The sequence below is a fragment of the Rhodoferax sp. ZS1R25 genome, assembly GCF_056521335.1.
In genome coordinates this window covers 1,320,411-1,333,046 of record NZ_JBWMAZ010000002.1, presented here as the reverse complement: position 1 = coordinate 1,333,046, position 12,636 = coordinate 1,320,411, and the positions used below count along the sequence as shown (strand labels likewise).

Annotated in this window: 11 protein-coding genes; 9 read left to right on the top strand and 2 right to left on the bottom strand. The window is 63.4% G+C overall.

Annotated elements, in window-relative coordinates:
* The first annotated feature begins 24 nt into the window (after positions 1–24).
* From AC097R_RS17080 to AC097R_RS17060, 5 genes are read left to right on the top strand one after another with little or no spacing between them, the layout of a single operon-like run.
* Positions 25–957, top strand: coding sequence for a LysR family transcriptional regulator (locus AC097R_RS17080; RefSeq protein WP_479599386.1), 933 nt, complete (start codon positions 25–27; stop codon positions 955–957).
* Positions 958–970: 13 nt separating this feature from the next.
* Positions 971–2,530 carry an ABC transporter ATP-binding protein gene (locus AC097R_RS17075; protein ID WP_479599385.1) on the top strand — a complete coding sequence of 520 codons (1,560 nt, stop codon included), beginning with the start codon at positions 971–973 and terminating at the stop codon, positions 2,528–2,530.
* Positions 2,523–3,599, top strand: coding sequence for an ABC transporter permease (locus AC097R_RS17070; protein WP_479599384.1), 1,077 nt, complete (start codon positions 2,523–2,525; stop codon positions 3,597–3,599). The genes AC097R_RS17075 and AC097R_RS17070 overlap by 8 nt, the downstream gene beginning before the upstream one ends.
* Positions 3,599–4,519, top strand: a complete 921-nt coding sequence (locus AC097R_RS17065) for an ABC transporter permease (RefSeq protein ID WP_479599383.1) — start codon at positions 3,599–3,601, stop codon at positions 4,517–4,519. The genes AC097R_RS17070 and AC097R_RS17065 overlap by 1 nt, the downstream gene beginning before the upstream one ends.
* Before the next feature lie 48 nt (positions 4,520–4,567).
* Positions 4,568–5,728, top strand: coding sequence for a BMP family ABC transporter substrate-binding protein (locus tag AC097R_RS17060; RefSeq protein WP_479599382.1), 1,161 nt, complete (start codon positions 4,568–4,570; stop codon positions 5,726–5,728).
* A gap of 62 nt (positions 5,729–5,790) precedes the next feature.
* Here AC097R_RS17060 and AC097R_RS17055 read toward each other — a convergent pair whose 3' ends face one another.
* Positions 5,791–6,462, bottom strand: coding sequence for a GntR family transcriptional regulator (locus AC097R_RS17055; RefSeq protein WP_479599381.1), 672 nt, complete (start codon positions 6,460–6,462; stop codon positions 5,791–5,793).
* A gap of 90 nt (positions 6,463–6,552) precedes the next feature.
* Here AC097R_RS17055 and AC097R_RS17050 point away from each other — a divergent pair, with 90 nt between their 5' ends.
* From AC097R_RS17050 to AC097R_RS17035, 4 genes are read left to right on the top strand one after another with little or no spacing between them, the layout of a single operon-like run.
* Positions 6,553–7,407, top strand: coding sequence for an aromatic ring-hydroxylating dioxygenase subunit alpha (locus AC097R_RS17050; RefSeq protein WP_479599380.1), 855 nt, complete (start codon positions 6,553–6,555; stop codon positions 7,405–7,407).
* Positions 7,407–9,137: a PDR/VanB family oxidoreductase gene (locus tag AC097R_RS17045; RefSeq protein ID WP_479599379.1), complete on the top strand. Its 1,731-nt coding sequence runs from the start codon at positions 7,407–7,409 to the stop codon at positions 9,135–9,137. The genes AC097R_RS17050 and AC097R_RS17045 overlap by 1 nt, the downstream gene beginning before the upstream one ends.
* 11 nt (positions 9,138–9,148) lie before the next feature.
* Positions 9,149–9,835, top strand: coding sequence for a glutathione S-transferase family protein (locus AC097R_RS17040; protein ID WP_479599378.1), 687 nt, complete (start codon positions 9,149–9,151; stop codon positions 9,833–9,835).
* A gap of 31 nt (positions 9,836–9,866) precedes the next feature.
* Positions 9,867–10,904: an adenosine deaminase gene (locus tag AC097R_RS17035; protein ID WP_479599377.1), complete on the top strand. Its 1,038-nt coding sequence runs from the start codon at positions 9,867–9,869 to the stop codon at positions 10,902–10,904.
* Here AC097R_RS17035 and AC097R_RS17030 read toward each other — a convergent pair.
* Positions 10,897–12,405: an aminotransferase-like domain-containing protein gene (locus AC097R_RS17030; RefSeq protein ID WP_479599376.1), complete on the bottom strand. Its 1,509-nt coding sequence runs from the start codon at positions 12,403–12,405 to the stop codon at positions 10,897–10,899. The two genes, AC097R_RS17035 and AC097R_RS17030, sit on opposite strands and share 8 nt — an antisense overlap.
* Positions 12,406–12,636: the final 231 nt, after the last annotated feature.

The following is a 12,636-nucleotide window of genomic DNA, read 5'->3' as shown; positions in this document are numbered from 1 at the left end:
TATGGCACCAATTTACACGCCTGTATGAGAGACCAATCCCTTTTCGACAAGATAGACCTTCATCTGATCAGGGTCCTTCATACCGTGTTAACTGAGCGCAGCGTTTCCAAAGCCGCCATCCGCCTGGGCATGCACCAGCCGGCGGTGAGCGCGTCGCTCAAACGCTTGCGCGACTTCGCCGGCGACCCACTTTTGGTGCGCTCCGGCTCGGGCATGGTGCCCACCGAGACGGCGCTGCGCATGCTGGAGCCCAGTGCCAGCATATTGCGTGCCGCCGAGATGTTGTTCTCGGATGCCCGCGGCTTCGAGCCCGCCACCGCACGCAACACCTTCCGCCTGGCCGCCAGCGATTACCTGGACCCCCTGTTTTTGCCCCAGCTGGTGGCGCAGATCAAGTCCCACGCGCCCATGGCCGAGATCGACATCCACGCGTTGTCTGGCGCCAGCGACTACCGCACGCTGCTGGCCCAGGGCGATATTGACGTGGTGATTGGCAACTGGCCGCAACCGCCCGACGACCTGCACCTGGGCCGTCTGTTTGGCGACGAGGTGGTGTGCCTAGTGTCCAAAAAGCACCCCGCGGTGCGCCGCGGCTGGGACCAGGCCTCTTGGCTGGAGGCCGAGCACATTGCGCCCGGTGCCACCCACCCCGGCGCCAAGGGCGTGATTGACGACCACCTGAGTGGCCTGGGCCTGCAGCGCCATATCGTGGCGCGCTGCCCGCATTTCGGGTTGATTCCGGGCATGGTGGCATCAACCTTGCTGGTGCTCACCACCGGCAGGCAGTACTGCGAACGGTTTGTGGACACACTCCCCGTCAAAATACTGCCTTGCCCTGTGGAGTTTCCCCGCATGATGTATTACCAGCTTTGGCACGCCCGCACCCATACCAGCGCCTCCAACAAGTGGCTGCGCGAGCGCATCAAGTCGGTCGCGGCCGAACTCCGAAAAGAATAAAAGACACGCACCCATGGCCACCCCCGCACCCGACTCTCCGCATTCCTCCGTTCCCCGCCTCCAGCTCACCGGTATCACCAAGGCCTACCCCGGCGTGGTAGCCAACAGCGAGGTCTCGCTCAGCGTGCTGCCCGGCCAGACCCATGCGGTGCTGGGCGAAAACGGCGCCGGCAAGTCCACGCTGATGAAGATCATTTACGGCTCGGTCAAGCCCGATGCTGGCCAGATGCTGTTCAACGGCAAGCCCGTGACCATCCGCAACCCCAAGGAAGCGCGGGCCCTCGGCATCAGCATGGTGTTCCAGCACTTCAACCTGTTTGACACCATCACCGTGGCCGAAAACGTGTGGTTGGGCCTGGACAAGGCGCAGAGCCTGGAGCAGGTCACCGCCAGCATCACCGCCAAGGCCACCGAATACGGCCTGGACATTGACCCCAGCCGCCCCGTGCATACGCTCAGCGTGGGCGAGATGCAGCGCGTGGAAATCATCCGCGCGCTGCTGACCAACCCGCAGCTGCTGATCCTGGACGAGCCCACCTCGGTGCTGACACCGCAGGCGGTGGAAAAACTCTTTGTGGTGCTCAAGAAGCTGGCCTCCCAGGGCTGCAGCATCCTCTACATCAGCCACAAGCTGCACGAGATCCGCGAGCTGTGCAACGCCTGTACCGTGCTGCGCGGCGGCAAGGTCACTGGTGTCTGCAACCCGGCCGAAGAATCCAACGCGTCGCTCTCGCGCCTGATGATTGGCGCCGAGCCCCCGCAGCTGGAGCACCGCCCCCTGCATGCGGGTGCCCCAGTGCTGAGCGTGAGCCAGCTGAGCCTGGCGCGCGAGGACCAGTTTGGCGTGGACCTGGATGGCATTTCGCTGACCGTGCATGCGGGCGAGGTGGTGGGCATTGCCGGTGTCTCGGGCAATGGCCAGAAGGAGCTGCTCTACGCGTTGTCGGGTGAAGACTGCCGCGCGCCCAAGGGCAGTGTGCGCATGGGCCAAGCCGATGTGTCGGCCCTGCACCCGGGTGCACGGCGCGCGCTGGGCCTGCACTTTGTGCCCGAAGAACGCCTGGGTCGCGGCGCCGTGCCCACGCTCAGTCTGGCGCAAAACATGTTGTTGACCCGCACGGGTTCCATCTCGCTGCCCAAGTTCGCCGGTGGCTGGATTCGCGTGCGCCAGCTTGAAGAGCATGCGGCCCGCATCATCAAGTCTTTCAGCGTGAAGGCCAATGGGCCTACGGCCGTGGCGCGTTCGCTGTCGGGCGGCAATTTGCAGAAATTCATTGTGGGCCGCGAGATTGACGCGGAGCCCAAGCTGTTCATCGTGTCCCAGCCCACTTGGGGGGTGGACGTGGGGGCGGCCGCGCAAATCCGCGGAGCCATTCTGGCGCTGCGCGATGCGGGCTGTGCCGTGCTGGTGGTCAGCGAAGAGCTGGATGAATTGTTCGAGGTGAGCGACCGCCTGCACGTGATTGCACGCGGCAAGCTGTCGCCCTCGGTGCCAGTGGCCGAGGCCACGGTGGAAAAGATCGGAGAGTGGATGAGTGGTTTGTGGAACGCGCCGGAGTTGCAACATGCTTAAGCTGGAAGTACGCGCGCAACCCTCGCGGCTGTGGACCTATGCCTCGCCCTTGCTGGCGGTGGCCATCACCCTGGTCATTGGTGTCATTCTGTTTTCGCTGCTGGGCAAAGACCCGGTACGCGGGCTGCTGGTGTTCTTTTGGGAACCGCTCAAGTCGGGTTATGCCATTGGCGAACTGGTCGTGAAGGCCACGCCGCTCTTGCTGATTGCGCTGGGGCTGGCCGTGTGCTACCGCTCCAACGTCTGGAACATCGGGGCCGAAGGGCAGTATGTGATCGGCGCCGTGGCCGCCAGCGGCGTGGCGCTGATGGCGGGCCCGGGCACGGGTGGTGAGATCGTGGTGTACCTGCTGGTGGCGGGCATGCTCGGTGGCATGGTCTGGGCCGGCATTGCGGCCTTGTTGCGGGACCGCTTCAACGCCAATGAAATCCTGGTGACCCTGATGATGGTCTACATCGCCGTGCAGTTGCTGTATTACCTGGTCTACGGTCCTTGGAAAGACCCGCTGGGCTACAACTTTCCACAGTCCAAAAACTTCGACGCCATCACGCGCATTCCCCGCCTGTTCACGGGCTCGCGCGTGAACATCGGGGTGATCTTTGCCTTGCTGGGCGTGGCCGGGCTGTGGGTGTTTTTGTTCCGCACACGCGCTGGCTTTGCACAGCAGGTGGGCGGGCTGGCACCGGCCGCCGCGCGCTACGCTGGCTTCTCGGCCCGCAGCGCGCTGTGGACCGCCATGCTGGTGTCTGGCGCCACTGCCGGTCTGGCTGGTGCGCTGGAGGTGGCGGGCCCCGTGGGCCAGCTCACCCCGTTTGTGCCCGTGGGTTATGGCTTCGCCGCCATCATCGTGGCGTATGTGGGGCGGCTGCACCCCGTGGGCATGGTGTTCTCTGCCATCCTGATGAGCATGTTCTACATCGGTGGCGAGCTCGCGCAGTCGCGCCTGGGCCTGCCCAAGTCGCTGACTGGCGTGTTCCAGGGCCTGCTGCTGTTCAGTCTGCTGGCCTGTGACACCCTGGTGAATTACCGCTTCAGGTGGGCCAAGTCGGTGGCCGGAGGAAAAAAATAATGGACTCGTACGCTCTGCTGATTGCATCGACGCTGAATGCCGGCACCGTGCTGGCCCTGGCGGCACTGGGCCTGCTGATCAACGAAAAGGCTGGCATCGTCAACCTGGGCGCCGAAGGCATGATGCTCTGCGCTGCCATCGCCGGCTTTGCCACCGTAGTGCACACCGGCAGCCCGGTGGCCGGCTTTTTGGCCGGCATGGCGGCCGGTGCGGTGCTTGCGGCTATTTTCGGCGGCCTGGTCATCTGGCTCAACACCAACCAGTACGCCACGGGCCTGGCGCTCAGCCTGTTTGGCGGCGGGTTCTCGGCGTTTGCGGGCATCTCGTATGTGCAGGAAAAAATCCCTGACCGCGCGTCGTTCGCCATTCCCGGTTTGTCGGATATTCCGTTCCTCGGCGAGGCCCTGTTTCGCCACCACCCCATGGTCTACCTGACGGTGCTGTTTGCACTGGCGCTGATCTGGTTCTTGTACCGCACCCGCGCCGGCCTGATTTTGCGCAGCGTGGGCGAAAGCCCTGAGTCGGCCCATGCCCTGGGCTACCCGGTGCGCGGCATCCGCCTGCTGGCCGTGGTGGCGGGTGGGGCGCTGTGCGGACTGGCCGGCGCCTATATCTCGGTGGTGTACACGCCGCTGTGGGTGGAGGGCATGGTGGCCGGCAAAGGCTGGATCGCTCTGGCGCTCACCACCTTCGCCACGTGGCGCCCGGCACGGGTGTTGCTTGGTGCTTATCTGTTTGGGGGCGTGACCATGTTGCAGTTCCACTTGCAGGGCATTGGTGTGGATGTGCCCAGCCAGTTCTTGACCATGCTGCCCTATGCCGCCACCATCCTGGTTTTGGCCCTGATATCGCGTAACCCGCGCTGGATTCGGATTAACATGCCTGCTTCCATCGGCAAGCCGTTTTATCCGGGCTCGTGATACGTGGTTGTTTCGTTTTCATCCCTCGTTTTTTTATAAGGAAGTGACATGACAGATTTGCAGAAACGTTCATTGCTCAAAATAGCGGCCCTGACCGCTATCGCGAGTGCGGCCCTGGTGGGTTGCGGCAAGAAAGAAGAGCCGGCTCCTGCGCCCGCACCAGCACCTGCTGCTTCTGCCCCCGCACCGGCCAAGCCTGAACCCCTGAAGATTGCTTTTGCCTACGTCGGCCCTGTGGGCGACGGCGGCTGGACATTCGCCCACGACAACGCCCGCAAGGCGCTGGAAAAAGAGTTCGGCGACAAGATCGCCACCTCCTTCGTGGAAAACGTACCCGAAGGTGCGGACGCCGAGCGCGTGGTGCGCGACATGGCCACCCAAGGCAACAAGCTGATTTTCGGCACCAGCTTTGGCTATATGGAACCCATGCTCAAGGTCGCCCCTGATTTCAAGGACGTGAAGTTTGAGCACGCTACCGGCTACAAGCAATCCGACAACCTGCGCACCTACAACAGCCGTACCTACGAAGGTGCGTACATGGCTGGCGTGATTGCCGGCAAGATGAGCAAGACCGGTACTTTGGGCGTGGTGGCATCGGTGCCAATTCCTGAAGTGATCCGCAACATCAACGCCTTCACGTTGGGCGCCCAAACTGGCAACCCCAAGATCAAGACCAAAGTGGTGTGGGTCAATGAGTGGTTCAACCCACCCAAAGAAACCGAAGCTGCCACCAGCCTGATCAATGGCGGCGCCGACATCCTGTTCCAGAACACCGACTCTCCTGCCGTGCTGAAGACCGCGCAGGACAAGGGCAAGCGCGCTTTCGGTTGGGACTCTGACATGACTGCTTACGGCCCCAAGGCCCACTTGGCTTCGAGCGTGATCAACTGGACGCCTTATTACATCAAGGCCACCAAAGATGCACTGGAAGGCACTTGGAAGTCTGAAGGCGACACCGAGTACGGTGTGAAAGAAGGCGCGATTGACCTGGTGTCCATCGCCGAAGACGTGCCTGCCGACGTCAAGGCCAAAGTTGAAGAAGTCAAAGCTGGCCTGAAGGACGGCAGCTTCTCCATCTGGAAAGGCCCCCTGCTGGACAACACCGGCAAGGAACGTCTGAAGAAGGATGAAGTGGCCGACGGCAAGATGCTGGGTGGTCTGAACTTCTTCGTCAAGGGCGTGGAAGGCAAGGTTCCTGGCGCCAAGTAAGCGGCCATCGCGCGCTACGGCGCGTAGTGAACTCAAAAAAGGCCACCCTCGGGTGGCCTTTTTTATGCCTGCAGCACCGCAGCCAGGTCCAGGCTTTCGGGCTCGGTACTTTCAATGCGATAGCCTTTGACCACCAGCGTCCAGTGCTCCACGACCAGGGCTTGCGCCTGTGCCGTGCGGCCGGCCTCCAGGTGGTCCAGCAGTTCCAGGTGCTCGTCGTGCAGGTGGTCGTAGTCGAACTCGGTGTTGTACAGCGCGGAGATCACGGCCTCGCGCGTCAGCAGGCTTTCGAACACCTGCGACAGGATGGGGTTGCCCAGTTGCGCCACGAGCTCGGTGTGGAAGGCCCGCCCCAGCTGGTTGGCCAGCAGCCAATCCTGGCGACGCTGGGCTTGCACCTCGCGGGCTGCGTGCCGGCGCAGGTGGGTGAGTTGTTTGGGTTTGAGCTGGCCACTCAGGCGTTGCACGGCACCGGACTCCAGCACCTGCATGGTCTCGAACAAGGCCTGTGCATCTTCTACGCTGGGTTGGGCCACGATGGTGGTCTTGGGACCCGTTGCCTCCACTAGGCCGTGGGTCTTGAGTTCGGCCACCGCCGCCCGCACCAGGGTACGGCTGACGCCGAAGATGTCACCGAGTTCACGCTCTGGCAGTCGGGTGCCGGGCGGCAGGCGCCGAGCGACGATGGCGGCGGTGACCGCATCCACCAGGTGTTGGACTCGAGGATTTTTCATGTTTCGCTGGATTCTAGGGGTTGGGGTGTTGGATATTTTGGTATACCAAAATACAATGGAACCTAACGCGATTTCTCCGAAAGACTCCCCATGAATGCACAAGACGATGCGGCGCTGTGGAACGACTGGCAAACCCTGGGCCCGCCAGATCGCATCCCCGCCCATGCGCCGCTGCACACCCAGCTGTTTGACCGCCCACTGACCCTGCGCCGCGTGGGCGACGAGGTGTCGGTGACGTTTGCCGACAGCGACCACGCTGTGCCCCATGTGCAGGTGCGCCATGGCTGGGTGTGGGTGTGCTTGGGGACCCCTGCGCGTGACATCGTGGCGTTTCCCCGCTGGGATGTGCCAGGGCGCGTGTTCACGCACCCGGGCAGCTTTGGCGTGCAGGCCTCCGCACTGCGCTGTGTCGAGAACTTTTTGGACATGGGCCATTTCCCGTTTGTCCACACCGACTACCTGGGCAAAGAGCCGCACACCGAGGTGCCGCCGTACAAGCTGCACCACGAAGAAGCCACTGACCAGATCGTCGCCACTGACTGCAAGTTCTGGCAACCCCAAGGCTCGCCCACCGCTGGCGGTGAGGGCCTGGACACGCAGTACGAGTACCGCGTGGTGCACCCGCACATTGCGATGCTGAAGAAAACCTCGTCCGTAGACACACGCGAGTTCGACATCATTGTGCTGGGTCTGCAACCCGTGTCGGAAACCAGCAGCATCGGCCACACGCTGCTCTGCTATGTCGATGCGCCAGGCTCCGAAGAGCCGATCTCGCGTTTCCAGCAAATCATTTTTGGGCAAGACCGGCCCATTCTGCAGTCGCACAACCCCAAGCGCCTGCCGCTGGCCTGGAACCTGGAGTTCCCCGTGAAAATTGACGCCATGTCGGTGGCCTACCGGCGCTGGCTACGTGCCAAGCACGTCAGTTATGGAGCGATTGTTTGATGGCTACGTCCGTACTGCATCCCCTGGACGCTTTGCGTGGCTGGCATGTGCTGGCTTCCAGCGCCGACCTGGCCTTGCGCCACGTATTCCATGCGCGCGTGGGCGCCTACAACCTGGCGCTGTGGCGCAGTGACGATGGTCTGGTGAACGCCTGGGAAAACCGTTGCCCGCACCGCAGCGTGCCGCTGAGCATGGGCATCAACCTGGGCCAGGAGCTGCGTTGCCAGTACCACGGCTGGCGCTTTGCTTCCGGCTCTGGCGAGTGCACCACCGTGCCGGCCGAGGTGGGCCGGCGTGACAACCATGCGGCCTGTGTGAACAGTTTTGACTGCATCGAGCAGGATGGCTGGGTGTGGGTGGCATTGGTCAAACCCGATGCATTTGCCGTGCCCGCGTGGGCTGCGCAGGGCGGCCAAGTGGCGCTGCGCGCACTGCCCGTGCATGTAGCCTGCCGCACGCTGATGGCGGCGCTGGAGGCCGAATTGGGTGGGCCGTTGGAGGTGCACGGCGCGGCAGGTACTGGGCAGTTCTACACCCGCACTTTGCCCGGCGGAAGCGTGCGTGTGCAGGTGCAAGCCCAGAGCGACAACAGCTGCGTTCTGCATGCGCAGTGGGGCAGTGCGCAGCCTTTGGATGCGGAGGCCACCCTGGCGATGCAGCGGCAGTTCAACACCCGTTTCTCGCATCTGCGTGCCCGCCTGGAAGCCCAGGCACACGCGTCCCTGAGTCTTGCGCTGCCAGAACCCATGGCCATTCCGCTGAACCAGGGGGAGCGCCAGGCGCGCCAGAGTCTCAAGGTGGTGGAGAAGGTGCAGACCGCACACGATGTGGTGGCCTTCCGTCTGGTGAGCGACGGCGCAGCGCCCCTGCAAGGCTTTACCGCCGGTGCACATCTGGAGGTCGTCACTCCCGGGGGGCTGGTGCGCCACTACTCACTGGTCAACGGACCTGCCGAACGCACGCACTATGTGATTGGTGTGAAGCGCGACGCGGCGTCACGCGGTGGCTCGCGGGCCATGTGTGACGACCTGCAGGTGGGTGACACACTGTCCACGGGGCGGCCGGTGAACCGCTTTGGCTTGCAGGATGCCGCGCACAGCGTGCTGATCGCCGGCGGCATTGGCATCACGCCTTTGCTGGCCATGGCGCAGCAGCTGCAGGCTGCGGGACGCAGCTTTGTGTTGCACTACTTTGTGCGGGGGGCCGAGCATGTGGCATTCCCGGAGCGCATCCAAGCCATGGGAGGCGCAGTCCAGTTGCACACCGGCTTGGATGTGCAAGGCACGGCCGACACGCTACAGAACTTGCTGGCTACCGATACGACAGACAAACGCTTGTACGTGTGCGGTCCCGGCGCCATGATGGACCTGGTGCTGCAGACTGCACGTACCTTGGGCTGGCCCGAAGACCAGCTGCACCGCGAGTACTTTGCCAACAACCAGGCACTGGACCGCGCGGACGACAGCGCCTTTGATGTGGTGCTGCAGCGCAGTGGCAAAACCCTGCATGTGCCCGCAGGGCGCACGATTGTGCAGGTGGTGCGCGAGGCCGGTGTCAGCGTCAACACCGTGTGCGAGCAGGGCGCCTGCGGCACCTGTGAAACCGCGGTGCTGGAGGGCGAGCCCGACCACCGCGATGTCTACCTGTCCGCCGACGAAAGGCTCAGCCAGCGTTGCACCATGGTGTGCGTGTCGCGCGCCAAAACTCCTACCCTGGTTCTCGATCTTTAGGCCTTCGCACCATGCTCAAACTCTACGACTTTGAACTCTCTGGCAATTGCTACAAGGTGCGGCTGCTGCTCAGCATGCTGGGCGTGGCCTACGAGAAGGAGCCCATCAGCTTCTACCCGGCGGCGCAGCACAAGAGTGAGGCCTTTTTGGAGATCAACCCGCTGGGCCAATTGCCAGTCATTGACGACAACGGCTATGTGTTGCGTGATGCGCAGGCCATCCTGTCCTACCTGGCGCGGCGGTACGACACCCACCAGCAGTGGCTGCCTGTGAATGACGCCGCGCTTCTGGGCGAAGTGCTGCAGTGGATGGCCTTTGCCGATGGCATTACCGCCACGGCTTCCGCCGCGCGCCTGCACGACATGCTGTTTTACCCACTGGATGTGGAGGCCGCGCGCGCCGGGGCCCACCGGCTGTACCGCATCCTCGATGAACACCTGTGGTTCCGCGAGGCGCAGGGCGGGCAGTGGCTGTGCTCCGCCGAGCATCCCACGGTGGCTGATATTGCCTGCTTCCCCTATGTGGTGATGAGCGAGGACGGTGGTATTCCCTTGTTGAACTACCCGGCCATCCGCCGTTGGACCGACCGCGTCAAGCGCATTCCCGGATTTGTCGTCATGAGCGGTGTGTTTCCAACCAGTCCCAGCCCGCTGGCACGCGATCTGCTATTACGGGTACCATCCCATTCATCTGTCTGAACCACCGACTGCGTCCGCATCGCGAGCCCCTATGAACCTGCCCATTATTCCCGCCGACCGCATGCCCGCCTTGTTGCGCGCGATGCCCAAAGCCGAGCTGCATATGCACATCGAAGGCTCGCTGGAGCCCGAACTGATGTTTGCGCTGGCCAAGCGCAACAGCGTACCGCTGCGCTTCCCCAGCGAACAGGCGTTGCGCGATGCCTATGTGTTCAACAACCTGCAAGAGTTTTTGGACATTTACCACGAAGGCACCATGGTGCTGAAGACCGAGCAGGACTTCTACGACATGACCTGCGCCTACCTGGCACGTGCGCAGGCCGACAACGTGCTGCACACCGAAATTTTCTTCGACACGCAAACGCACACGGGCCACGGGCTGAGCGCGGATGTGGTGATCAACGGTCTGTACCGCGCCTGCGCCGATGCCCCGGCCAAGTTCGGCATGACGGCCTCGCTGATCCTGTGCTTTCTGCGGCATCTGAGCGAAGAGGAAGCCTTTGAATGCCTGGAGCAGGCGCTGCCGCTGCGCGACAAGATCGTTGGCATTGGCCTGGCCTCCAGCGAGGTGGGACACCCGCCTGAGAAATTTGCCAAGGTCTATGCCCGCGCCAAGCAACTGGGCTTCCGTCTGGTGGCCCATGCGGGCGAAGAAGCGCCGCCGGCCTACATCTGGAGTGCGCTCGACGTGCTCAAGGTCGAGCGCATCGACCACGGCGTGCAGGCCATCCACGACGCCGCGCTGATGCAGCGCCTGGCCAACGACAAAATGCCGCTCACCGTGTGCCCGCTGTCCAACCTCAAGCTGCGCGTGTTCCCCACGTTGAAGCAGCACAACCTGGGCGCCATGCTGGACGCCGGCATCATGGCCACCGTCAACTCGGACGACCCGGCTTACTTTGGTGGCTATGTAAACGAAAACTACACCCAGACCTTTGCGGCCCTGGGCCTGACCGCACAACACGCCTACACGCTGGCGCGCAACAGCTTCGACGCCAGCTTCATCGATGCGTCACTGCGCCAGAACTATGTCCAACGCCTGGATGGGGTGTTCGAGACGTTCAGGTAGGCGCCTGGTTCTCCAACAGAGTCGTCACGATCTGCCCCAGGCGGCGCAGGCCCTGTTCCACGTCGTGCTGGTGCGGCCAGCCGCAGTTGATGCGCAGGTAGGAGTCAAAGCGCAGGCTGTTGGAAAACATCTGCCCCGGTGTCACCAGAATCTGCTGCGCCAGGGCGGCGTCAAACACGTGCCGGCTGGACAGCTTCTGCGGCAGCTCCACCCAGAGGGATAGCCCGCCGTCAGGCACATTCAGGCGCGTGCCTTCGGGGAAATAACTGGCAATGGCCTGCGCCGTTTTTTCACGCTGCACATGCAAGGTGCTGCGCAGGCGGCGCAAATGGCGGTCATAAGCGGGCGACGCCATGTAGTCTGCCAACGCCAGCTGTGACAACTCTTCGTTGCTGCGGGTCTGGCTGAACTTGAGCATCTCCACCCGCGCCTGCCAGCGGCCCGCCGCCATCCAGCCCACGCGTGCCCCCGGCGCCAGGATCTTGTGCAGCGAGGCGCAATAGATCACACCACCCGTGGTGTCCCACGACTTCATCGCCCGCAAAGGGGAATCGCCGCGCGTGCTTTCGTTGACCAGTTCGCTGTAGGTGTCGTCTTCAATGAGCGGGGTGCCGTAGCGTTCGCATAGCTGCACCAGGCTCTGTTTGTGCGTGTCCGGCATGATGCTGCCCAGCGGGTTTTGCAGGTGCGGAATCACCACCACGGCCTTGATGTTGTCGTAGGTCTGCATCGCCATTTCCAGTGCATCCAGCGAAATGCCGGTCTGCGGGCTGGTCGGTATTTCCAGCGCGCGCAGGCCCAGCGCCTCCAGCACCTGCAGCAGGCCGTAGAAGGTGGGCGATTCCACCGCAATGGTGTCGCCGGGCTGGGCTACGGCGCGCAGCGCCAGGTTCAGCGCTTCGATGCAGCCATTGGTGATCTGCACTTCGTCTGGCGACAGCGTCACGCCCAGGCCGAGGGCGCGCTTGGCCAGCACCGCACGAAACACCGGGTTGCCACGCGGGGACGAGGCCGACACCAACAGCTGGGGGTGGGTGCGCAGCACCCGCATGGCGGCCAGTTTCAAGGCCTCGGCAGGGTAAAGCTCGGGCGCGCAGCGCGCCACCGCCAGATTGGTCTTGACCATGTGCAGCCGGCCGCGTGCGATGAAGTCCGACACCCGGGCATGGATGCCCACGTACTGTGCGGGGTCCGGCGTCACGTCCATGCGCGGCTCGCTCACGCTGGCCAGCGTGTTGCGCAAGGGCCGGCGCACAAAGTAGCCTGAGCGCGGCCGCGCCTCCAGCCAGCCCTCGCTTTCCAGCTGCCGGCTGAGTTGCATGGCGGTGGACAGGCTGACCTCGTGCTGGCGCATCAGGCTGCGCAGCGAGGGCATGCGGTCCCCTACCACCAGGGAACCAGCCTGGATGGCGCCGCGGTAGTGCGCGGCCAGGCGCTGGTAGATGGGCTCTGCTGCGGGGGGCGGGCGGTGTCCTGCGGTGGCGATGATTGCGGTGTCCATGGCCGATGTTCCTTGATCCGGAGCGGGGAAAACAGATACAGATTTGTCAAAACCGTACCGTAACAGATGCCTGATGCCGCATCTGTTCTGGCCAAGACAGTGCACCGCTGTGCCTGTTGCCAAAGTGCCGTGCGCCCTACGATTTCCCCATGCCCGACACCACCGGATCGGGTCTTTACCGCAGCACGCAGGAGGTTTCGTATGCCAAGCCGCTCAGGACCATCATTTCAA

What these genes read in the sequence shown, in the direction of transcription:
- AC097R_RS17040 (WP_479599378.1), top strand. Translation starts at nt 9,149, where the DNA reads ATGCTCAAACTCTACGACTTTGAACTCTCTGGCAATTGCTACAAGGTG.
- AC097R_RS17050 (WP_479599380.1), top strand. Translation starts at nt 6,553, where the DNA reads ATGAATGCACAAGACGATGCGGCGCTGTGGAACGACTGGCAAACCCTG.
- AC097R_RS17060 (WP_479599382.1), top strand. Translation starts at nt 4,568, where the DNA reads ATGACAGATTTGCAGAAACGTTCATTGCTCAAAATAGCGGCCCTGACC.
- AC097R_RS17035 (WP_479599377.1), top strand. Translation starts at nt 9,867, where the DNA reads ATGAACCTGCCCATTATTCCCGCCGACCGCATGCCCGCCTTGTTGCGC.
- AC097R_RS17055 (WP_479599381.1), bottom strand. Translation starts at nt 6,462, where the DNA reads ATGAAAAATCCTCGAGTCCAACACCTGGTGGATGCGGTCACCGCCGCC.
- AC097R_RS17030 (WP_479599376.1), bottom strand. Translation starts at nt 12,405, where the DNA reads ATGGACACCGCAATCATCGCCACCGCAGGACACCGCCCGCCCCCCGCA.
- AC097R_RS17045 (WP_479599379.1), top strand. Translation starts at nt 7,407, where the DNA reads ATGGCTACGTCCGTACTGCATCCCCTGGACGCTTTGCGTGGCTGGCAT.
- AC097R_RS17080 (WP_479599386.1), top strand. Translation starts at nt 25, where the DNA reads ATGAGAGACCAATCCCTTTTCGACAAGATAGACCTTCATCTGATCAGG.
- AC097R_RS17075 (WP_479599385.1), top strand. Translation starts at nt 971, where the DNA reads ATGGCCACCCCCGCACCCGACTCTCCGCATTCCTCCGTTCCCCGCCTC.
- AC097R_RS17065 (WP_479599383.1), top strand. Translation starts at nt 3,599, where the DNA reads ATGGACTCGTACGCTCTGCTGATTGCATCGACGCTGAATGCCGGCACC.
- AC097R_RS17070 (WP_479599384.1), top strand. Translation starts at nt 2,523, where the DNA reads ATGCTTAAGCTGGAAGTACGCGCGCAACCCTCGCGGCTGTGGACCTAT.